Origin of the sequence: Bacteroides sp. MSK.18.37 (assembly GCF_019129155.2) — a bacterium.
In the GTDB taxonomy this organism is placed as follows: Bacteria; Bacteroidota; Bacteroidia; order Bacteroidales; family Bacteroidaceae; genus Bacteroides; species Bacteroides ovatus.
The window spans coordinates 5273556-5296294 of the sequence record NZ_JAHOIB020000001.1 but is presented as its reverse complement, the minus strand read 5'-3'; the positions used below and the strand labels follow the sequence as shown (position 1 = coordinate 5296294).

General features: G+C 40.4%; 21 protein-coding genes, 2 tRNA genes and 1 pseudogene. 5 read left to right on the top strand and 19 right to left on the bottom strand.

Annotation, left to right across the window (positions count from 1 at the left end; translation table 11 throughout):
- The first annotated feature begins 135 nt into the window (after window positions 1–135).
- Window positions 136–543, top strand: a complete 408-nt coding sequence (locus KSX81_RS20410; protein ID WP_004304023.1) for a DUF2721 domain-containing protein — start codon at window positions 136–138, stop codon at window positions 541–543.
- A gap of 31 nt (window positions 544–574) precedes the next feature.
- Here KSX81_RS20410 and KSX81_RS20405 read toward each other — a convergent pair whose 3' ends face one another.
- The 10 genes from KSX81_RS20405 to purU all read right to left on the bottom strand — a co-directional run bounded on the left by KSX81_RS20405 (window position 575) and on the right by purU (window position 10744).
- On the bottom strand, window positions 575–2839 hold the full coding sequence (locus tag KSX81_RS20405; protein ID WP_004321267.1) for a sensor histidine kinase: 2265 nt from the start codon (window positions 2837–2839) through the stop codon (window positions 575–577).
- A gap of 155 nt (window positions 2840–2994) precedes the next feature.
- A complete protein-coding gene (locus tag KSX81_RS20400) occupies window positions 2995–3474 on the bottom strand; it encodes a ferritin (RefSeq protein ID WP_004304025.1) in 480 nt (159 codons plus the stop codon).
- 141 nt (window positions 3475–3615) lie between these two features.
- Window positions 3616–4776, bottom strand: coding sequence for a diaminopimelate decarboxylase (gene lysA / locus KSX81_RS20395; RefSeq protein WP_004297042.1), 1161 nt, complete (start codon window positions 4774–4776; stop codon window positions 3616–3618).
- A 78-nt stretch (window positions 4777–4854) separates the two neighbouring features.
- Window positions 4855–6174 (bottom strand): aspartate kinase, encoded by a 1320-nt coding sequence (locus KSX81_RS20390; RefSeq protein WP_004297043.1) that lies wholly within the window; start codon window positions 6172–6174, stop codon window positions 4855–4857.
- A gap of 13 nt (window positions 6175–6187) precedes the next feature.
- Window positions 6188–6916 carry a cell division ATP-binding protein FtsE gene (locus KSX81_RS20385; RefSeq protein WP_004297044.1) on the bottom strand — a complete coding sequence of 243 codons (729 nt, stop codon included), beginning with the start codon at window positions 6914–6916 and terminating at the stop codon, window positions 6188–6190.
- Between the two features lie 41 nt (window positions 6917–6957).
- On the bottom strand, window positions 6958–7569 hold the full coding sequence (gene hisIE, locus KSX81_RS20380) for a bifunctional phosphoribosyl-AMP cyclohydrolase/phosphoribosyl-ATP diphosphatase HisIE (protein WP_004297045.1): 612 nt from the start codon (window positions 7567–7569) through the stop codon (window positions 6958–6960).
- A gap of 130 nt (window positions 7570–7699) precedes the next feature.
- Complete coding sequence (gene hisF / locus KSX81_RS20375; RefSeq protein ID WP_004297046.1) at window positions 7700–8455, bottom strand: imidazole glycerol phosphate synthase subunit HisF; 756 nt, start codon at window positions 8453–8455, stop codon at window positions 7700–7702.
- Window positions 8456–8558: 103 nt separating this feature from the next.
- Window positions 8559–9278, bottom strand: a complete 720-nt coding sequence (gene hisA / locus KSX81_RS20370) for a 1-(5-phosphoribosyl)-5-[(5-phosphoribosylamino)methylideneamino]imidazole-4-carboxamide isomerase (RefSeq protein ID WP_004297047.1) — start codon at window positions 9276–9278, stop codon at window positions 8559–8561.
- A gap of 18 nt (window positions 9279–9296) precedes the next feature.
- Complete coding sequence (gene hisH, locus KSX81_RS20365) at window positions 9297–9887, bottom strand: imidazole glycerol phosphate synthase subunit HisH (protein WP_004297048.1); 591 nt, start codon at window positions 9885–9887, stop codon at window positions 9297–9299.
- A complete protein-coding gene (purU, locus tag KSX81_RS20360) occupies window positions 9887–10744 on the bottom strand; it encodes a formyltetrahydrofolate deformylase (RefSeq protein ID WP_004297049.1) in 858 nt (285 codons plus the stop codon). The genes hisH and purU overlap by 1 nt, the downstream gene beginning before the upstream one ends.
- A 442-nt stretch (window positions 10745–11186) precedes the next feature.
- Here purU and KSX81_RS20355 point away from each other — a divergent pair.
- Window positions 11187–11260, top strand: a tRNA-Asp gene (locus KSX81_RS20355).
- 55 nt (window positions 11261–11315) lie between these two features.
- A tRNA-Asp gene (locus KSX81_RS20350) sits at window positions 11316–11389 on the top strand.
- 218 nt (window positions 11390–11607) lie between these two features.
- Here the strand turns inward: KSX81_RS20350 and KSX81_RS20345 are convergent.
- The 6 genes and pseudogenes from KSX81_RS20345 to KSX81_RS20320 all read right to left on the bottom strand — a co-directional run bounded on the left by KSX81_RS20345 (window position 11608) and on the right by KSX81_RS20320 (window position 14850).
- Window positions 11608–12030 carry a GNAT family N-acetyltransferase gene (locus KSX81_RS20345; protein ID WP_004321274.1) on the bottom strand — a complete coding sequence of 141 codons (423 nt, stop codon included), beginning with the start codon at window positions 12028–12030 and terminating at the stop codon, window positions 11608–11610.
- Between the two features lie 64 nt (window positions 12031–12094).
- Window positions 12095–12673 (bottom strand): Crp/Fnr family transcriptional regulator, encoded by a 579-nt coding sequence (locus tag KSX81_RS20340; RefSeq protein WP_004321275.1) that lies wholly within the window; start codon window positions 12671–12673, stop codon window positions 12095–12097.
- Between the two features lie 105 nt (window positions 12674–12778).
- Window positions 12779–13342 (bottom strand): flavodoxin, encoded by a 564-nt coding sequence (locus KSX81_RS20335; protein ID WP_004304033.1) that lies wholly within the window; start codon window positions 13340–13342, stop codon window positions 12779–12781.
- A 98-nt stretch (window positions 13343–13440) separates the two neighbouring features.
- A pseudogene (locus KSX81_RS20330) lies at window positions 13441–13515 on the bottom strand (sugar O-acetyltransferase); the annotation flags it as partial.
- A gap of 55 nt (window positions 13516–13570) precedes the next feature.
- On the bottom strand, window positions 13571–14398 hold the full coding sequence (locus tag KSX81_RS20325; protein ID WP_081084210.1) for a carboxymuconolactone decarboxylase family protein: 828 nt from the start codon (window positions 14396–14398) through the stop codon (window positions 13571–13573).
- 11 nt (window positions 14399–14409) lie between these two features.
- A complete protein-coding gene (locus KSX81_RS20320; RefSeq protein WP_004321279.1) occupies window positions 14410–14850 on the bottom strand; it encodes a putative quinol monooxygenase in 441 nt (146 codons plus the stop codon).
- Window positions 14851–15609: 759 nt separating this feature from the next.
- On the opposite strand from KSX81_RS20320, the gene KSX81_RS20315 reads away from it, so the two are divergent.
- Together KSX81_RS20315 and KSX81_RS20310 are read left to right on the top strand one after the other, a co-directional pair.
- Window positions 15610–19821: an acyl-CoA dehydratase activase gene (locus KSX81_RS20315; protein ID WP_004321281.1), complete on the top strand. Its 4212-nt coding sequence runs from the start codon at window positions 15610–15612 to the stop codon at window positions 19819–19821.
- Between the two features lie 4 nt (window positions 19822–19825).
- Complete coding sequence (locus KSX81_RS20310; protein ID WP_004304037.1) at window positions 19826–20446, top strand: TetR/AcrR family transcriptional regulator; 621 nt, start codon at window positions 19826–19828, stop codon at window positions 20444–20446.
- Between the two features lie 189 nt (window positions 20447–20635).
- On the opposite strand, the gene KSX81_RS20305 is transcribed toward KSX81_RS20310, so the two are convergent.
- From KSX81_RS20305 to KSX81_RS20295, 3 genes are all read right to left on the bottom strand, one after another.
- Window positions 20636–21058: a pyridoxamine 5'-phosphate oxidase family protein gene (locus KSX81_RS20305; RefSeq protein ID WP_004321284.1), complete on the bottom strand. Its 423-nt coding sequence runs from the start codon at window positions 21056–21058 to the stop codon at window positions 20636–20638.
- A gap of 92 nt (window positions 21059–21150) precedes the next feature.
- The gene (locus tag KSX81_RS20300) at window positions 21151–22029 is read right to left on the bottom strand and encodes a helix-turn-helix domain-containing protein (protein ID WP_004304039.1); all 879 of its coding nucleotides are present in this window, start codon (window positions 22027–22029) and stop codon (window positions 21151–21153) included.
- A 123-nt stretch (window positions 22030–22152) separates the two neighbouring features.
- Entirely contained in the window at window positions 22153–22701 is a 549-nt protein-coding gene (locus KSX81_RS20295) for a Crp/Fnr family transcriptional regulator (RefSeq protein ID WP_004297054.1), read from the bottom strand.
- Window positions 22702–22739: the final 38 nt, after the last annotated feature.

Below are 22739 nucleotides of genomic sequence, written 5' to 3'. Positions count from 1 at the left end.
ACGTATCTTACACAGTTGCTTTATAACAAGCTTCATTCTAAAAAACGTATAATACGTGAAATCTATGTAATCTGCACCTAAATTCTCTTTTATAAAATGAATTTTGAACCGCTACTTGACTACAAAAAATAGATTATGGAAGAACTGACCCTCACTACTCCTGCCCTACTTTTCTCGGCAGTTTCATTGATTTTGTTGGCTTACACCAACCGTTTCTTATCGTATGCCCAACTTGTGCGCCAACTGCGTGACCGCTACGTGGAGAACCCTTCGGATATCACTGAAGCTCAAATCGAGAATTTACGGAAACGGTTGAACCTGACCCGTACAATGCAAGGACTGGGTATTGCAAGTCTTTTTCTTTGCGTAGTCAGTATGTTTCTTATTTATATCGGACTGCAATTATTTTCTGCTTACGTATTCGGACTGGCACTGATTCTGTTGATAGCCTCTCTAGGCGTATCTTTCCGCGAAATACAGATTTCCACCCGTTCACTGGAGATTTACTTGGGAACGATGGAGAAAGGGAAAAACAAAAAATAACACGGTTGACAATCCCTCCTATTAAGTTTTATCAAGACACTACCCGGCAAGGAAGGATGACCGTAAAGCGACTTCCCTTGCCTACTTCGGATTTGAGTTCAATCCTTCCACCCAGTTTTTCTATAATTACCTGACAAATAGAAAGCCCCAATCCTGCTCCCTGTGAAAATTCGTTCTGTTTGTAGAAACGGCTGAAAATCATCCGTTGTTCTTCGCGTGGAATACCTCTCCCAGTATCTTCTACATAAATCCGCACATGCCCCTCATCCGGCAGATAAATATACCCTAATTTGATATATCCGGTTTCCGTAAATTTACTGGCGTTATTCAAGAAATTTGTTAGAACTTGTATCAAGCGCTCTCTATCCACATTAATTTCCAAAGGTATATTATCCACTTCTTTCAGGAATTCCAGGCGTGGAGCAATCAATACCTGGTGAGTCATATAAATGTCATCAATCAGCTCTCTCACCCTACATTTCTTAAACGAGAAAGACATATAGCCTGATTCGATACGAGAAAGCTCCAGAATATCGTTAATCAATTTGAGCAGCAACTCGCTGTTCTTATTAATAGTGCCGATGTATTCTTCGCGTTCTACGGAACTCAATCCATCTTCCAATGCCAGAATATTGGCAAAGCCAACAATCGAATTAAGTGGAGTACGTATCTCATGGCTCATATTTGCCAGGAATGATTGTTTCAATTCTGCCTTTTCAGCGAGTAAGCGTGCAGCTTCCAGTTCCTCCTCACGATCTTTTATATCTTGTATGTTGAGCAGCAAACCTGCTGTTTTATATTCACCACCCGAAAGCTGTTTAGTAGTATAACGAAACTCCCACCACTGATAGCCTTTACCGTCGAAGTTACAAAGCTCCTGCACAATTTTTTTATGAGCACTTTTCAGATTTCGCCAGTTGAACTTCACTCCCTCCCAATGATCGGGATGAATAAAGCTCATGAATTCCTTAAACGAAAGTTGTCTAGGATTTAACCCTTGCGACGCCCAGAATGCATCTTCAAAAACAAAACAACCCTTATCCAATCTCCAAGCATACGTCATTCCACCCTCAATGGCTAATGACAATGTTTCTTTTTCATCAGCCAATGCTATAAGAGCCTGTTTTTTCCTCATCTGTTCCCGAAGATATAGCCACCAAAGAGAAGCAAAAAGTAAAATCAGGAAAAGAACAAATGAAGCGACTAAGGCTCCCCACAAAAATGGATATTCAGCTCTGAACGGAATATTGATAATACGATAGTTAGCAGGAATACTTTCCTTACTCAAACCAATTTGCGTCATTGTATTCCAGTCTACGACATACTCTTTCCGGCTTTCAACAATGGGTATATCCGAGGGACTTGCGCCATGCAATATGCGAACGGCAGTTTTCACCTCTTCTTCTACCTGAATAGGCAGCGAAGTGATGTATCCACCCAACAACTTCTCACCAAACCCAAAGGCTTCATTAATAGCTGTCAGACTAGGACTACCACAGATACTCCCAATATTAATAGTGGTGTAATCACGTTTCAACTGGATATAACATTGATCGCGGTAACTCCTGTTTAAAACCCACATAAAAGTAGCATCCGAATGATTTCTGGCATTACGCAAAGGAATAGCCATGAAACGGGTATAACCTTCTTCCTGTGCCAAACGTATCTGTTCTTCAGGAGAAAGTTCGGGATTATCTATGAATCCGGTCACTTTATGTCCTTTAAACTGTTCCTTTGCATCTCTTCTGATTTGTCTGTCGATATAGGTAGTATCGAGCATGGTAAACAAACGAACGTGCTCACCGAAAAGCTCTTTTGCCACACTGATATTCTCATTAAAGGCTATCTTGTCATGGAAGCCTGTCACGTTGGGATGATGTTTCAGTAATCCCCAATTCGGATAATTGACACCACCAAAAACCACAGGCACTTCTTTCGCCAACTGAATTCCGCATTTCATCAATGAATAAGTAGCCTGGTCTTCATTCACCAGAATCACTTCCGGCCGCCAGTCTTTCGATACGGAATCAACCAGAAAGCGCATCCGCTCAAGTTCCGGCTCTTCCCAGTAGGATTCACAGTCTAAATAAACGGTACGAATATCAGCATCAATTTTCTCTTTTTCAAATTGCTCCGCTATCATCCGGTTAAATTCCGGATAAGCCGCATAAGTCTCCTCATAAGAGTGGACAACTAAGATACGTCGTTCCTCTTTTTGAGAACAACTACTCACCCCTAAAAGGAGCAATAAAGATAAAAGGAGCAATCTTATAATTCCTCTGTTCAAACCATTCATTTATAATAACTGGGATTAATTTCTCTCCGACTCGTAACACAAAGGTAGTTTATTTTCGAACATAAGCCAAATAAGTGAAAAAAAAGAAGCTACCTGAACAGGAATTCAGGCAGCTTCTATAATATATTAAAGAACTATTTTTCAGAGTAACATCATTAACGCTGTCCCAATTGTGAGTCTACAAAGAAAATTCCGGTATCACCAGCTTTCTTGATCTTGTCAACAATGCCTTGTGCTGTAGCTTCTTCTTCTACTTGTTCGCGAACAAATCCCCACAAGAAATCCTGTGTTGCTTTATCCTTTTCAGCAGCAGCTACGTCTACCAGCTTGTCTACCAATTGAGAAACATGACATTCATGTTTGTATACGTGTTCGAATACCTCCAGAGGAGTACCCCATCCGTTAGGAACAACATCTATTTTATCTACTTTAGCAGTTCCTCCACGTTTGATGATATAATCTGCCATTGCATAAGCGTGTCCCATTTCTTCCTGGGATTGCTTTTTCATCCAATGAGCAAAACCGCTGAAACCTTCTTTCTCAAAATAGAAAGACATTGCTAGATACAGGTTAGCAGACCACATTTCAGCAGTAATCTGTTCGTTAATTGCATTCTGTAATTTTTCTGAAATCATAATCGTATTTTTTATTAAGTTGTTAATGTAGTTTCTTTTTGAACTCATTACAAAAATAACAAGCTTTCAGTTAAAATTGTTCCATGCACCCTATATTTTTAAACTACATTCACATTTTGATTGTAGCGGTTCATTTTTTACTTACACCAGTTCGTCGGAAGTATATCCTTTCGGCAGTTCACGACAGTTGTATCCGGAAGCCATTATTTCACCATAAGCACCAGCAGAGCGAAGGGCTATCAAGTCACCACGCTTCACTTTGTTCAGGTCAATTGCTTTTCCGAAAACATCCGACGATTCACAGATCGGTCCTACTACATCGTATGCCTCCAATGGTTCTTCGGAAGTAATATTTTCCATTTTATGGAATGCCTGATACAGAGCCGGACGGATAAGATCGGTCATACCTGCATCCAGGATGGCAAATTTCTTCCGTGTGCCTTGTTTTACATACAAAACCTTAGAGATTAAGGAACCGCACTGTCCTACAACTGCACGTCCCAATTCAAAATGCAAGGTCTGATAAGGACGCAATTTCAATTGTCCGGCATAGGTAGCAAAGTAATCCTTGAAGTTCGGAATAGCCTGACGGTTGGGATGTCCGTAGTCAATTCCCAAACCACCTCCTACATTAATATGTTCTACCAGAATTCTGCGAGCTTCCAATTTATCCTGTAATTCATTGACACGATTACAGAGAGCTACAAAATCGCTCATATCCAGAATCTGTGAACCGATGTGGAAGTGAAGCCCGATAAACTTTACGTTTTTCATCTCCTGCGCCACATCTATCACCTTGTCCATATCCTGCATGCTGATACCGAATTTGTTTTCCGCCAAACCTGTAGTGATATTTGCGTGAGTATGTGCGCCTACATCCGGATTGATACGAAAAGCAACATTAGCCACCTTATTTTGAGCAGCGGCCAATTCATTGATTACTTCCAGTTCGGGAATAGACTCTACATTGAAACAGAAGATGCCGTACTCCAGCCCGAGATTGATTTCCCAGTCTGCTTTACCTACTCCTGCAAAAACAACTTTATTGGCCGGAAATCCTGCACGGATAGCGGCACGAATTTCTCCACCGCTCACACAGTCGGCTCCCATTCCGCTCTCACGGATGATGGTAAGTACTTTCGGGTTGGCATTTGCTTTGACAGCGTAATGCACTGAATAATTAGGATATTTGGCAACCTCATGGTTAATAGCCGACAATGTATCGCGCAGCACTTTGGTATCGTAATAATAGAAAGGCGTCTGCAAAGTGCGGAATTTATCGATTGGAAATATTCCCTTCATAATTCGAAAAACTTGTTTAGTTGGTTAAAAAAGAGCGCTTTTATCAGTTCGGTAAAAGCGCTCGTATTATTTGTGGAATTATTTGCTGTTGAAAAGCATATCGCTCAACGATTGTAAAGCTACTTTCTTATCACACTCCCGAATGAGGAAGGAGATGTTATAGTTACTTCCTCCAAACGAGATCATTCGCACCGGTATATCGCGCATCGCATCAAGTGCTTTCGCTTCAAAACCGACATTTTCCCATTCAAGGTCACCTACAACGCAGATGATACACATTTCTTTATCAACGGTTACTGTTCCGTATTTCTTCAGGTCATCCAGAATCTCATTAAGATGTTTCGTGTTATCTATCGTAACAGATACACCGACTTCTGACGTACAGATCATATCGATAGATGTCTGATAGCTTTCGAAGATTTCGAACACCTTACGCAAGAAGCCATGAGCCAATAACATGCGGCTGGATTTAATCTTAATAGCAGTGATGTTATCTTTTGCAGCTACTGCCTTGATCTTGCCTTTTTCCGTGTCGTTAGAAATCAGTGTGCCCGGAGCCTCCGGATCCATTGTGTTCAACAGGCGGACAGGGATATTGGCATATTTAGCCGGCTGGATACAAGTAGGGTGCAGAATCTTTGCACCGAAGTAAGCCAACTCGGCTGCTTCTTCGAAGTGCAGCTGGCGTACCGGAGCGGTCTTGTCAACAATACGCGGGTCGTTATTGTGCATACCGTCGATATCTGTCCAGATCTGGATTTCGGAAGCGTTCACTGCTGCTCCGATCAGAGAAGCGGTGTAGTCGCTACCACCACGTTGCAGGTTGTCTATCTCACCGTAAGCATTGCGGCAGATGAAACCTTGCGTAATGTAGATTTCCGTATCCGGATAAAGATCCAATTGAGCACGCAATTTATCCTTAATATATACGGGGTCCGGTTCTGCGTTCTTATCAGTACGCATGAATTCCAAAGCCGGAAGCAACACGGACTTCACACCGCATTCCTGCAGGTAAAAGTTTACCATCGCCGTAGAGATAAGCTCTCCCTGTGCCAAAACCACTTTCTCTTCGAACAAAGTGAAAAGGTCTTTAGTATAGGAGCGGATGTAGTCGAAGTGGGATTTGACAACTTCAAGACCTTTCTGTTTATATTCCTGGGTTGCAAAAAGCTCATCAATATGCTGTTTATATTTTGCTTCCAGCTTATTAATAATCTCGTTGGCACCCTCCGGATTCTTCTTATACAGATAGTCCGAAATTTCCACCAATGTGTTTGTTGTTCCTGACATAGCAGAAAGAACAACAATCTTCTGTTCACCATCGGTAATCAATTTGGCTACTTCCTTCATGCGCTGAGCAGAACCTACGGAAGTTCCTCCAAACTTTAAAACTTTCATTTTCGTTACTGTTTTAGTTATCTATATTTAAATCTATTTCTATTGTTCTCTGTCTGGGCATATATTCATCAGTCACATCTACAATCTGATGGTCGGCACAACGATATACCCTGCCCGGATAATCTTTCAACAGTTGCAAATTGTGCGTCGTCATCACTACCGATGAGCCGGATTCGCAGATATTGTGCAACAATTCAACGATGGCTTTACCTGTTTCCACATCCAGATTTCCGGTTGGTTCATCCGCCAGGATGATAGCCGGAGAATTGAGTACGGCACGTGCAATCACAATGCGCTGCTGTTCGCCACCGGAAAGTTCGTTCGGAAGTTTATAACCTTTGTTGGACATTCCCACCAGTTGAAGCACTTCTTCAATACGCTCCTGTATCTCCTGTTTGTTTTTCCAGCCTGTGGCACGAAGCACAAATTCCAGGTTATTATATACAGTACGGTCTGTGAGCAGCTGAAAATCCTGGAATACAATGCCTAACTTGCGGCGCAATTGCGGGATATGCTTACGTTTGATAGATCGCATATTATAGCCCAGCACTTCCGCTTCACCGTCAATTACATCCAGTTCGCCATAAAGAGTCTTGAGCAGACTCGTTTTCCCCGAGCCTACTTTTCCGATCAAATAGACAAACTCTCCTTTGTGCAATTCCAGATTTACATCACTTAGCACACAGAGTTCCTGTTGATGGATTTCTACGTTCTTATATTGTATCAACGCCCCGTCATCCATGCCGACTCCCGTTTTAATTTTTAATTTCTAATCTTTACTTATTAATGCTTCTTCCAGGTACTGCTATGTCTTTCCTGCAGTTCACGTGCAAGATCTTCAATGCGATAGCCTTTTGAAGCAAGCAATACAATCATGTGATAAATGAGGTCGGCTCCTTCGTAGATCAAACGTTCGTCAGTACCGTTCGTTGCTTCGATCACTGTTTCCACAGCTTCCTCACCTACTTTTTGAGCTATCTTATTGATTCCCGACTCAAACAGGCTGGTTGTATAAGAACCTTCGGGCATTTCTTCGTGACGTTTGTCTATAAAGTCCTGCAATGCTTTCAGGAACATGACCGGTTCTTCGTTTTTCTCCCCCCAACAAGTATCTGTGCCTGTATGACACACAGGACCTACCGGTTCTACTTGAATCAATAATGTATCATTGTCACAATCAGCCTTTATAGATACAACATGAAGGAAGTTACCGCTTTCTTCGCCTTTTGTCCATAAACGATTCTTCGTACGGCTAAAGAATGTAACTTTTCCGGTTTCCACCGTTTTATCATAAGCTTCTTTATTCATGAAACCCAGCATCAAGACCTTACGTGTCTCGTTGTCCTGTATGATAGCCGGAACGAGTCCGTTCATTTTATCGAAATCCAATTCCATTTTTATATAAGTTCTAATTACTATTCCAATTTACAATTACTACCTATTCGCCTACGGAATTCTTTTGCAGACAGTTCCTATATTTATCTGACTATATAATCCATCCGCAGGAAAACCCGGCCGGGGTGCCTCACCCCCTGATGGTAATTCCTTCGCCGCAAAGATACGATTTTAATTCGGGAATTTTAATTTCTCCGAAGTGAAAAACACTGGCAGCCAATGCAGCATCTGCCTTTCCCTGTAAAAAGACATCACGGAAGTGCTCCTTACAGCCCGCACCTCCTGAAGCTATGATGGGAATGGAGAGTTGATCCGCTAAAGCGGCAAGTGCTTCATTTGCATAACCGGCTTTTACACCATCGTGATTCATGCTTGTGAAGAGTATTTCTCCTGCTCCGCGTTCCTGTGCTTCTTTAGTCCACTCGAACAGATCTTTATCCGTTTCGATGCGTCCTCCGTTCAGGTAACATTTCCAACCGTTTTCGGTCTGTTTGGCATCTACAGCCAACACACAAACTTGTGAGCCGAAATTCTTTGCTATCTCGTCAACCAACCGGGGATTGCGGATAGCGGAAGAATTGATAGAAATCTTATCTGCCCCTGCATTCAGCAGACGGTCTACATCACTTAATTCATTGATTCCACCACCTACGGTAAATGGGATATTGATATTAGCAGCAATCCGTTTTACCAATTCCGTAAAAGTCTTACGTCCTTCATGGCTTGCAGTAATGTCCAGGAAAACAAGTTCATCCGCCCCCTGTTCACTGTAAGCACGACCTAGTTCCACCGGATCACCGGCTTGACGCAAGTTGACAAAATTCGTTCCTTTCACGGTTTGTCCGTCTTTTATATCCAGACAAGGTACTATTCTTTTTGCTAACACAATCCTATTTTATTTATTGTTCAACAATTTATAATCTATATTCCTGAAGCTTGATTCTTATCTCCCTTATTATAAAGGTATCTTATTTATTCCGATACGCTCATTACAGAAAGATTCTCAAATCTTGTAAGGTGATATGTCCTTCGTATAATGCCTTACCGAAAATAACTCCGGGAACACCAGCCTCATCCAAAGCAACAATATCATCCACCTTGCTCACCCCGCCACTAGCCATCAGATAAAGGTCAGGGAATTTTGCCAGCATCTCTTTATACAAATCGATAGAAGGGCCACTCAACATTCCGTCACAGCTAATATCCGTACAGATTACTTTTCGTATACCTTTATCTATATAATTTTCGAGAAATGGAAAAAGTTCACAGGCACTTTCATCTTTCCAACCATTGACGGCTATCTTATGTTCTTTTACATCTGCCCCCAAAATAATCTTCTCACTGCCGTATATTTCCAGCCAATGACAGAATAATTCTGGATCTTTCACTGCAATGCTTCCTCCGGTTACCATCTGCGCACCGCTCTCAAAAGCAATTTTCAAATCTTCATCACTCTTTACTCCTCCACCAAAATCTATGACAAGAGAAGTGCGTACAGCAATCTGTTCCAACACCCGATAGTTAACGACATGATGAGAAGCAGCACCGTCCAAGTCTACCACATGGAGCCTGCGAACACCGTTCGCTTCAAACTCCTTTGCAACTTCCACCGGGTTCTCATTATACACCTTTTTACTATCGTAATCTCCCTGGGAAAGGCGTACGCACTTTCCATCAATAATATCAATGGCTGGAATAATTTCTATCATCTATTTACTATTTGTATCTTAGAGGTTTAAAAAGTTTGTCAGAATCTTCTCTCCTGTCTTACCACTTTTTTCCGGATGGAACTGGGTAGCATAAAAGTTATCTTTATGGAGCGCAGCACTGAACGGGTGAATATAGTCAGTTGTAGCAGCAGTAAAGTCGCAGGTCGGCACATAGAAGCTATGCACAAAATAGACAAACTCTTCTTCGGTGAACCCTTCAAACAATTTACTATTCGTTTTTCCAATGGTGTTCCATCCCATGTGCGGCACTTTATCCTCATGTTTCTGCGGGACAAAACGTTTCACATCCACATCAAAGATATTCAAACAATCGACTTCTCCTTCTTCGGAATGCCGGCACATCAACTGCATGCCGAGACAAATTCCAAATACAGGCTGACGGAGATTCTTAATCAGTTCGTCCAGTCCCGTTGCCTTCAAGTGGTTCATGGTAGTTTCCGCCTCTCCCACTCCGGGAAAAATAACTTTATCGGCCGATTGGAGTTCTTCTTTATCAGCAGTAATCACCGCTTCTACCCCCAACCGCTTTAAAGCATAATCCACAGAACGAATATTGCCGGCATTGTATTTTACAACTGCTACTTTCATCAGCTAAATATTACTGTTTTATTTTTATAAGCCAAAACTTTGCGCTCGATGTGCTTCTGCACTGCACGCGAAAGAACGATTTTTTCCAAATCCTTTCCTTTATTTACGAGGTCTTCAATAGCATCTTTATGAGTAATGCGCACTACATCCTGTTCAATAATCGGTCCGGCATCCAGCTCTGTCGTTACATAATGACTAGTTGCACCAATAATTTTCACCCCTCTCTGGAAAGCTGCGTGATAAGGCTTCGCCCCTACAAACGCAGGAAGGAAAGAATGATGAATATTGATAATCTTATTCGGATAAGCATTAATCATCTGTTCGGAGATCACCTGCATATAGCGTGCCAATACAATAAATGTAATCTTATGTTTGGCAAGCAATTCCATCTCTTTGCGCTCCTGTTCTTCTTTCGTCTCCTTGGTGATAGGGAACAGATAGAAAGGAATTCCGAAACGTTCTGCTACGTGCTGCAAATCCGGATGATTACTTATAATAAGAGGTATCTCTACATTCCACTCTCCTGCCGTATACCGGGCTAACATATCGAAAAGACAGTGTGACAGCTTGGATACGAAAATGGCCATACGTGGTTTTACATCAGAGAAATAAAGACGAAAATCCATTTCATATTTTTGCCCGTAGAGTGTTCTGAAATAATCTTCAATTTTTTCCTGTGGAACCAGAAAATCTTTCAGTTCCCATTCAATACGCATGAAGAAGATGTTCTCTACATGATCTACATACTGATCCAGATAGATAATATTTCCTTTGTTTACCGTAATAAAGTCTGTCACTTCCGCTAGGATTCCCGGTTTGTCGGGACAGTGCAATAACAGTTTGGCTGTTGTCATCATTCTTTCTACTAATTAACGATTCTAGGCAGATTATTTTCTACCTTTCTAATTTTAGTCCGCAAAAATAACGATTTATTGCAAAATTACGAATTATTCAAGCAGAAAGTTGATATAAAAACGGTGATTTCTTACAGATAGAAAGATATCGAGAGTTATTTTCAATGAAAAGAATGACAAACTTTAGGATAGTGATACCATTGCCTTCGGATAGTGACGGTATTCCATCGTGATAGCGTCACTATAACGATCAGATACCGTCACTATCCGAAGAGAAGAAAAACGAATATTTTTTTTCATTACAAAAGTACTCAAAATGAGACACTAAGCATTTTTCTTGTTTTTTCTTGAAAAAAACTTTTCTCAAAACGCTTGCAGGTTTACAAAAAACAACTACCTTTGCACCCGCAATCGAGAGAGATGCAGATTAATAAATTGAAATTCTGGTGCGTTAGTTCAGTTGGTTAGAATACATGCCTGTCACGCATGGGGTCACGGGTTCGAGTCCCGTACGCACCGCTTCTTTCACTAAGAAGCAGAGAGAAATATAAATGAGTTAATCCAATTAAAATTTGGTGCGTTAGTTCAGTTGGTTAGAATACATGCCTGTCACGCATGGGGTCACGGGTTCGAGTCCCGTACGCACCGCGAAAGCAAATAGTAAATTAAAGCAAAGCTCTGAAATTCAAGAAATTCAGAGCTTTTTTCTTTTTCTTCACTTCATTTAAAACAGAGTTTAAGTAGGCGATAGATGTGCCCATTCAAACTCTACAATGATTTTTTAACCAATCATTTTATTCAAATGTAACATTACATCTTCAATTAAAGGTACCTATACTAAGCATCTGTTTATAATTGAACAGAGACTACAACTGCATGTGTAAAATAAGATATTCCTTACCTTCTCCGTCCAAATTCGACCTTTTATATATGTTAAAACCCATATATTCATAAAAACCGACAGCTTGAACATTTTGCTCATTCACATCAACTTTAGTTACTTGCAAATTATCTATGGCATAAGTTATTAATTTTTTTCCGATTCCTGCGCCTCGATACTTATTGTCAATAAATAACATTTCAAGATTTCCTTCTGCAATTCCCATAAATCCGATTAAGATTCCCTCTTGTTCAAATCCGAATAGATTAACATACTGAAAATATACCGGAAGTCGTTCCTTATAATATAGAAAATCTTCCTCTTTAAGAAAATCATGTGTACTCAATACTGCACTTTCCCAAATTTCCATCAAACGTGGATAATCCGTAACTTTAATTTTTCTAATCATACTTGTAATTGCAATTTAAAGCCGCAAAGTTCGTTACTTATACATTCAAAACACTGAACCCAAGTTAAAAAATACGTTTACGGATTCTGCTTAGTGCTTGCGGTGTGATACCCAAATAAGAAGCTATATCTTTTAATGGTATATAGTTTAATGTAATACCATATTCTTCCATCATCTGTAGATAATACTGTTCAGGAGAATATTTAATTAAGTCGATATTTCTTTTCAAAAGTTTATTCAACAATATAGCATTTAAATCTTCAAATACAGTTTTTACTTTAGGGATAGCGGTATATAGTTCATTTACTTGCTTCTTGTCTATTCGGTAAATAACACTATCTACAATTGTTTGCACATTAAATGCAGACCTAGTTTGTAATGTAAAAGATATGTTTGACATTGAAAACGTACCCTCCTTACAAAACCAGAAAGTTTGTTCTTCCCCGTTATGATTTAAAAGCCAACAACGTAATATTCCATCAAAAACGAAATAACTATACCTCTCTGTTTCTCCTTCCTTAATCAAAAATGTACCTTTACTAACTAATATTCGTTCAAAATATTGGTCGAATAACTTAAACTCCTCCCAATTAAAAATATTAGTACTAAAATTAAATTCTTTAAGTAGTTTTTCTAAAAGCATAATCTAAATATGATTCGTAATATACTTACTCATTTAATATATTCACTATTACTTCCGCCCTATTTAACTTCTCATATTTAGTGAATATATTTTCAGTAGCCATTTTTATATTACTCCTTTCGCCCACTCTCCGGCCTGCTTGACACTTCCGTTCAACAATCGGCTTTCTCCCCATACGATTTTTGGATAAAGTTTCTTGAGTTGTTTTACACTATTAGTTATTGAGCTTCCTCCGGAAGTAGCAAATGGAATAACGGTTTTACCGGAGAAATCATATTTCTCAAGGAATGTATTGACCGGACGCGGACATAAATTCCACCATATCGGGTAACCAAGGAATATCACGTCGTAATCTTTCAGATTAAGCGCTTCTCCCCCCAATTCCGGACGTGAATTTTCAGTCGTCATTTCAATTGAACTACGGCTACTCTTGTTGTTCCAGTCGAGATCTGCCGAGGTATAGGCTGTAGCGGGAGTTATCTGATAAAGTTTGCCGCCAACCGTTTTTGCAATGGCATCGGCGGCTTTTTCTGTAGTTCCAGTACAAGAGAAATAGGCAACCAGGATTTTCTTATCGGACTGTACATTAGTATCCGCTGTCTGATTCTGCGCTTTTGATGAGCAGCTAAAGCAAAGGAGACTCATAAATATGAATATAATCTGTTTCATTTTATTTTGATTTTAAATATTTCTTATCATTAATTAGTTTAGACATTATCACGATGGAGTAACCCCACAGGCGTTTTCATTCTTCTATTACTTTGATAATTGCTCATATCGTCCATCAAACGATGTATTTCTCCTGTATTAAGCGCTTTGCGCGTCTTTACATATTCCTTAAAATTCCTCGGTAGTCATATTATTTCCTTTCAAAAGATAAAGCAGGATTAGCAAAAATCATCGTTTAGTCTGTTTGAGTTTGTTATACTCGTCATCTGTAACCGGTTCAAGCCACTCATTGGAAGTGTTTTCACCGGAAACTTCGAAAGCCAGATGAGCAAACCAACTGTCGGCAGCAGCTCCGTGCCAGTGTTTCACATTGGCAGGAATATGGATAACCGTACCAGGCAGAATCTCTACCGCCGGTTTACCTTCTTCCTGATACCAGCCTCGACCGGCTACACCGATAAGCATCTGTCCGCCACCTTTCGTTGCACGGTGAATATGCCAGTTATTGCGGCAACGTGGTTCAAAAGTAACGTTAGAGATATTCACCTGCTCGCGCGAAACCGGAGCAAGATAACTGTTACCAATAAAATACTGTGCATAGGCTGTATTGGGTTCACCAATAGGGAAAATCATCTCACGCTGGAAAGCTGTTTTGGCATCCTCACCAACAATATCTTCAGACCATACTCCTTTTGCCAAATTGAACGCTGCCCACGCCTTCGGCCAACCTGCATAGAAACCTATATGAGTGATAATCTCTGCGATCTCCGTGCGGGTGATGCCGTTCTTCTTCGCCGACTGAAGATGATAAACGAGCGAATTGTCCGTGATTCCCATACTGATAAGGGAGGTAATGGTTACTAAACTGCGGTCACGCAGACCGAGTTTGTCAGTGCGGCTCCAAACTTCTCCAAAGAGAACATCGTCATTAAGTTCCGCAAACTTAGGGGCAAACGTTCCTAACTGGTCGCGTCCTGCCGTCTGTACTATCTTTTCTTGTGCCATAACATTGAGTGTTAAAATACTAAATACTGAAAATAAAAGGAGTTTATTCATAATCATTTCGTTTATTGAATGAAGTTATTAATGCAATTTGCGGGGTTAAGCGGCGTTTGGTCAGAGAGTACGAGAGTCTTAACCATGTGCAGCGTTCCTTGCTTGTACTTTTGAAAATGCTCCGATGCAATATGAGATTTATAAGCCTCCTGACTCGCGTAAGTTTCAAGAATAGTTATCCTGCCAGGATTCTCTTTTTCGCTGACGGCATACATAGTCAGCACTCCCGGTTCAGTACGCAAGGAGACTTCACCCACTTCGGTCGCATATTTCATATATTCTTCAAGATACTCCAGATAAACCTCGATTTTCGATAGCCGCACAATACCGTCAGCCGCCATAGGTAATTTGGCGCACATACCAGGCTGCTGTTTTATATCCTTTTTCCCTGTCATACTGCATGATAACATAACGAATAAAGACAAAACACTTAGAATTGTTTTTATCACCATCTTCTATCTTTTCATTGTTAAACTTCTGATTGCAAATTTACTGCGATAAAACGAATGGAATTGTATATCAATTACGGATTTTTGTACCCAAATCCCCGATTCTGTAATAAAGCCGAATAAAAATCGGATATTAGAAGTAAAGTTATTCATCTGTTTTGAGACCGATAAGCTACTTTTCTCATCAGACTCTTGACAAATGACTTTTTATGTTGTATCTTTGAGAAAAGAAAAAGTATAAACAACATGAAAATAGAAAGAAATAATCATACATAAATCATAAATAACCTGGTATTTTACAATACCACTCCTATACAATATGGGGCAATAGTCGAATGATTATTGCCCCATTTTGTTTATAATTCAGCTTAAAATCTCTCGTCTGATCCTAAAACTGTTCTACAATAGTTTATAATAAACTCGAATACCGTTTTACTAAAACTATCAAAAAGTTTATTATAAACAGAATCCGGGTTTATTAAAATCCACGTTACCTTTTGTCAAAAATAGAGTAAACAAGATTTCTAAGATTCACCATAAAAGATCTACTACAACCCAACAAGTAATATAAATACACAATTATTCATTTACGTCTTTTTTTACACGATCGTTTTCCTCCCTCACATTCCATCTTTCTTTTTTCCCAATTCGTTAATTAAATCAAAAACTTCAATTACGATTTGCCGTATCTACCATATTTTTACATACATTTGCGTCTGACACAGATGTCAAACACGAGGTCTAATTTAAGATATTTGGTATATGAATGTATATAAAGTGGGTTTAGATATAGGCTCTACTACCACTAAGATGGTAGTATTGGATAAAGATGGAACTACAGTCTTGTTTTCCGGATACAAAAGGCATCAGGCAAAAACACAAGAATGTTTACTCAGATTTCTTTATCAAATAAAGGAACAGTTGGGTGATATTCCTTTATCTTTCCACATTACGGGCTCTGTTGGAATGGGAATTTCAGAGAAATGCTCTCTGCCGTTTGTGCAAGAGGTTGTAGCTGCAACAAACTATGTGCGCCGGGAGCATCCGCACACAGCCACTATGATCGATATTGGAGGAGAAGATGCGAAAGTTGTTTTCTTTCAGGACGGACAGGCTACAGACCTGCGCATGAATGGAAATTGCGCCGGCGGAACCGGGGCTTTCATTGACCAGATGGCTATTCTGCTTGGAGTCTCCATCGACGAATTGAATGAACTAGCACTTCGTTCCAATCAGGTATACTCTATCGCTTCACGCTGCGGAGTATTCTGCAAAACGGACATACAGAATCTGATAGCCAAAAATATATCCAAAGAAAATATAGCAGCTTCCATTTTCCATGCAGTAGCCGTACAGACCACTGTCACACTTGCACGCGGTTGCAATATCGTAGCTCCGGTATTACTCTGCGGTGGCCCATTGACTTTTATTCCGGCCCTTCGGAAAGCATTTGACAACTATCTGAATCTGTCACAAGATACAGATTTCATATTACCGGAAAAAGGAAATCTGATCCCTGCCTGGGGAGCAGCATTGGCAGAGAACAATGAAGAAAGTATTCATCTCTCCAACCTGATACAGGTAATAGAAAACAAACTAAGTGTTACCTCACCTTTCCAGAGTGATCTTTCTCCTATATTCGACAGTGAGGAAGAATATCGGTCATGGAAAAAAGAAAAAGACCAGTATAAAATTCAATATGCCAGTCTGCGTCCCGGATTACAGGAAGCAACTATCGGCATAGACTCCGGCTCTACTACCACCAAAATCGTAGTACTCGACAACAATCATCGTATCCTTTACTCCTATTATCACGACAACAACGGAAACCCTATAAAAACAGTAGAGAACGGCTTGCAGAAACTACATGAAGAATGCCGGAGACGAGGAACTACCCTGCGCATAAAAGGAGGATGTTCTACCGGTTACGGAGAAGATCTGATAAAAGCGGCTTTCCACATGGATGCGGGAATCATTGAAACCATCGCTCATTATGCTGCTGCCAAACATATCAGCAAAGAAGTTTCTTTTATCCTGGATATTGGAGGGCAGGATATGAAAGCCATCTTTGTGAACGACGGAGTAATCAACAGAATCGAAATCAATGAAGCCTGTTCCTCCGGTTGCGGTTCTTTTATCAGCACATTTGCGCAATCGCTGGATTACAGTGTGGAGGACTTTGCCAAAGCAGCTTGTTTTTCGCAAGCACCATGTGATCTGGGTACACGTTGCACAGTCTTCATGAACTCCAAAGTAAAACAGGTACTTCGGGAAGGAGCGTCCGTAGCGGATATAGCTGCCGGATTATCTTATTCCGTTGTTAAAAACTGCCTGTATAAGGTTCTGCAATTAAAAGACACGGAGATACTTGGCGACCATATTGTCGTGCAGGGAGGAACCATGCGTAATGATTCCATCGTACGAAGTCTGGAAAAGCTGACCGGGAAACAAACCTTCCGCAGTAACTGTCCTGAATTGATGGGTGCTCTTGGTTGTGCCCTATATGCCAAACAAATCGAAAATGCCCGGGTGACGGAGCTGAACGAGATGCTCCAATGGGCACAATATACTTCCAAGCAACTTCAATGCCGGGGGTGCGAGAACCAGTGCGCCATCATGCGATATACGTTCAACAGTAAAAACCATTACTTCTCCGGCAACCGGTGTGAGAAGGTGTTTTCCAATAAAGGAAGCCATGCGGACAAAGGCATCAATACGTATGATAAAAAGCTGGAATTATTATTCGACCGGAGCGCAGACATTCCACAACCCCTATTCACCATAGGTATTCCACGTATTCTGAACATGTATGAGGAATACCCTTTCTGGCATACCTTATTTACTGCTTGCGGCATTCAGGTACAGTTGTCGGAACCCTCTACATTCAGCAAATACGAGACTGCTGCCGGCATGGTGATGTCTGATAACATCTGCTTCCCTGCCAAACTTGTGCACAGTCATATCCGTAACCTGACACAGCAAAACGTCAACCGGATATTTATGCCGTTCGTTGTTTTCGAGAAAAAGGATAAGCAACAGCAAAACAGCTATAATTGCCCCATCGTTTCCGGTTATTCGGAAGTCATCAAAAGTGTACAGGAAGAGAATATACCGATAGATGCTCCGACTATCACCTTCAAAGATGAAGCATTGCTGTATAAACAATGCTATGAATATCTGAAATCTTTGGGTATCAGGGATGAGGTATGCAAAAATGCCTTCTCACGCGCATTACAGGAACAATATGCTTTCGAAGAAAAAATTGCTGCCTATAATCAGGAAGTTCTGAACGAGGGACGGGAAAAACACAAACTGATTATCTTACTCGCCGGACGCCCTTACCATAGCGATCCACTGATACAACACAAGGTTTCGGATATGATTGCTGCGATGGGAGTTTATGTGATAACTGATGATATTGTCCGCCAGCAGGAGATTTCATTGGAAAAGACTCATTACCTCTCTCAATGGGCATTTACCAACCGTATTCTGAAAGCAACCAAGTGGGCGGCAATGCAAGAGGGTGACATACAATATATGCAGATGACTTCTTTTGGCTGCGGTCCGGATGCTTTCCTTATAGATGAAGTACGTAACTTGCTGAAACGATACGGCAAGAATCTTACTTTGCTCAAGATAGACGATGTTAATAATATCGGCTCCATCAAATTACGAGTCCGCTCGTTGGTGGAAAGCTTGAATTTCAGTTTGAAACATTCTCAAGCGAAAGATCCCGAGCCATTTGTTTCAACTGCTCCTTTCACCAAGAAAGACAAAAAGAAGAAAATCCTCGCTCCATTCTTTACGCCTTTCATTTCACCACTCATTCCATCCATCATGAAAGTGGCCGGATATGAAATGGAAACGTTACCGTTGAGCGACACCGCATCTTGCGACTGGGGATTGAAATACTCCAATAATGAGGTATGTTATCCGGCAACATTGATTGTCGGCGACATAGTAAAAGCCTTTAAAAGCGGACGTTATGATCCTGCCAATACGTGCGTTGCCATCACACAAACCGGTGGACAATGTCGTGCCAGCAACTATATTTCACTGATAAAAAAGGCATTGATTGAGAATGGATACACCAATACACCGGTGGTATCACTTGCTTTCGGCAGTGGTATCGAAAATGAGCAATCCGGTTTTAAGGTAAACTGGCTCAAGGTTTTACCAATCATACTTGCGTCTGTGTTATACAGTGATTGCATTGCCAAATTCTATTATGCAGCTGTCGTTCGTGAGAAAGAACGGGGACAGGCCGCCCGTCTGCGCGATCTTTATCTGGATACAGCACAGCCCATCATCCAGAAAAATAAACCGGAGGACTTGTTGAGCTACTTATATCTCGCTGCCAAAGACTTCAACAAAATCTGTGAACAGAGATCCTGTCACAAAGTAGGTATTGTTGGGGAAATATTCCTGAAGTTCAACCCTTTTGCTCAAAAGGACGTCACCTCATGGCTCATCAACCAGAAGATCGAAGTGATTCCGCCACTGATAAGTGATTTCTTCATGCAGGGATTTGTCAACCTGAAAGTGAGACAGAACCAACACTTGCAGCGAAAACTCACTCCCGACTTTGTTATAGACTGGTTATACAAGAAAGTCCAGAAACAAATTAATAAGGTGAATGAAATCGGCAAAAGTTTCAATTACTTCATACCGTTCGAATCTATCTTTGAAAAGGCAGAAAAAGCTAAACAAGTCATCTCCTTGGGCACCCAGTTTGGAGAGGGTTGGCTGATATCCGGTGAAATACTATCCTTTGCTTCCCAAGGAGTCAATCATGTCATTAGCTTGCAACCTTTCGGATGCATTGCCAATCACATTGTAGAAAAAGGAATAGAAAAACGTATAAAATCGCTGTGCCCTCAAATGAATATACTATCTTTAGACTTTGACAGTAGCGTCAGCGATGTGAACATAACAAACAGATTATTACTTTTTATTGACAACATAAACAACTAAAATTATGGCTACAACGGAACATAGCGATTTAGAGCAGCAAATAATAAAAACTGCCCAACAACTTTTTATAGAAAAAGGATTTGTGGAGACCAGCATGAGTGATATTGCTGCAACGGTAGGAATCAACCGGCCCACTTTACATTATTATTTCAGAACCAAAGATAAGATGTTCAAAGCCGTGTTCGGCTCGATAGTCATGTCTTTAATGCCGAAAATACAGGATATAGTAAAACAGGATATCCCATTTATGGAGCGACTAAGCATGATTCTGGATGAGTATATTGAGCTTTTCACAAGTAATCCCTGTCTTCCCAGATTCATTTGTGGGGAAATACAGCGTGATGTAAACCACTTGCTTGCCACTGCAAAAGAACTTCAGTTCGGAGATGCTTTATCCCAAGTGAAAGACAGTATACTGACAGCAATGGAAGACGGTAAACTTAAAAAGGTTCCGATACATATTGTATTTCTGACTGTCTACAGCCTATTGAGCTATCCATTTCTTGCCAAGAACCTGATAGTATCTTTATTCTTGGAAGATGAAGCCGCTTTTGCTGACTTCCTGCAAGAATGGAAACAAAACATCATCAACCAATTGCAGAACTTATTGTGTTATGAGGAATAGTATAGATACTATATAAGGAGGTGTGTCATAATGAATAATAAAACGCAGATTAACGCAAATTATCGCAGATTATTCCAATTATATTGATATATTAATCAACGATTTATAAAATTATTTCTGCGATAATTTGCGTTAATCTGCGTTTTGACACACTCCGTTATTACCATTCAAATCACCCCATCTTGCACCTTATTCGACCACAAAATCTTCCGATTTAAAATTACTATAGAAACGTCCTGAAATAGCAGTAAACTTCAATACACAGTAATCGGGATCCGCCATTCCCTCCGGATAATACATGGTATCTCCCTCCTGCCAGATCATCTCTTTACTGGCACTATCCGTCAAGACATCCATCGTACCGCGTAGCATGACACCTCTAAAGAATCTCGTATCACAGAAGTAGATACACGCATGGTTGTTCTCACGGTATTGCGCCACACGCATGGACGACGTATTTGTTGTCAGATAAATCGTTTTTATCCCCTTTCTTTTTCTGGGTTGCAACATTGCTTTGATGGTAGGAAATCCTTCACCGTCTATCGAACCGATAAAAGCTGTTTTCAGCTTATCAATCATGTTGCCTACTGTTTTTTCCGCGTCTCTCATCATTTTACTTTTTATTATTGGTTTATTATCTGATGCGAAAGTAGAGAAATGCCAGGAAAGCAATGCAATAAAAAGAAAGGTAGAAATAGCACTTTTTACGGTTTGTGTGCTTTACGATACAATAACGGAGTTTCTCCCGTATGCTGCCGGAAGCTACGGATAAAATAAGAAACCGTTGAAAAACAGAGTTCAAATGCAATATCAGCTATAGGAAAGTCCGTATAAACAAGCAGCCTCTTAGCCTCTTCCATCACCTTGCTCTGAATATATTGTTTTGCGCTGATTCCCATGGTCGAGGTTATCATCTCATTCAGATAATTAGGAGTAATGCAGAGCTTATCCGCATAATATTGAACCGAATGTTGCTCTTTTGCATGTGTAGCAACCAAATTCATGAATTTACTTACATGATTATTGGAAACTTCCCTACTTCTGCCCTCCTCTATCGAAGTCATTTTAAGGTAAGCACGGTCCAGCAACATCAGGACTTCATAAAGCAATGCTCTCAAAACGTGTACATCGCCCTGTTGATACGAATCAATCTCCATCTTTATATCATGCAAGGTTTCAAGTATGCGTGTATAAAGCTCATCAGACAAATGTAGTAGCGATGAAGAACTTTCTATCTGAAAAAACGAAAGATGCTGTACAAACAAAGAATCTTTAAAGAGGAAAGACAAAAATTCTTCTTCGAAAATCAGAGCATACCCATTGGTGATATGATGAGTATCCCAGTTCCGGATTTCCCCCGGTTTAGAGAAAAGGACGTCACATGGAATTGCTTCATAGGTTTGGTTATCGACTGAAAAAGCTCCCTTACCTTCTGTTATAAAAGTAATATCATAATAATTTAGAGTGTGGACAGCACTTTTAGCCAGGAACTTCTTCACATACTTCAGTTCTACTACATCGACCAAAAGTTCACTCCCATACTTATGCTTATAAAAAGTATATCGAGGTATTGAGTTTTTCATTCAGAATACAAAAATAGTATTCCTTACCAAATAATCCAAAGACTTTTCAAATTCGATTCGATTGAATAAGCCATGAACCATCTGATAAGGAATACATAGAAAAATATGTCTAGGTTATATTTCCTATTTAGAACTTCCGGCCAGATATCCCAAACTGGTCACATCTGCCCCCAAGTAATGATTAATGTGCTTCAATGGCACCCTGTACAGAATATCCGGAATTTCCGCCAATAAAGAGAGGTACCTTTCCCTTACTGTCAGCTTGCGGGCATTCATATCCTCTTCCTCTTTAAAGTAAAACTGATACTCCATCAGTTGACGGACCAGATTCGCAAATGAAATTGAAGATGCACACAACTCTTCAATCTCCTCTTCACTGATGTAATAAGCAGCACATTTCGTCAGTGTCTTGATAGAATACTGACTTGAATTATAGCATAACACAGCATCACCCGCAGAGAAAAACCGATTGGTTCTCTCTTCTCCTTCATGAGTGGTATATGTATGCAAAATACCGGAAACAATAATGTACAAGCTCTGCTCTGGCAATGTGGCAGAAGCAATCGTTTCTCCTTTATCCAGATACACCATTTCCATTCGAGCCAACAGCTCTTTCACTTCTCTTTCATCCACCTGATACTCAAAACAGAGTTTCTTCAAATAAGCTTCCATACAAAATAGATTTTAGTTAATATATGTCACTTAAAAAC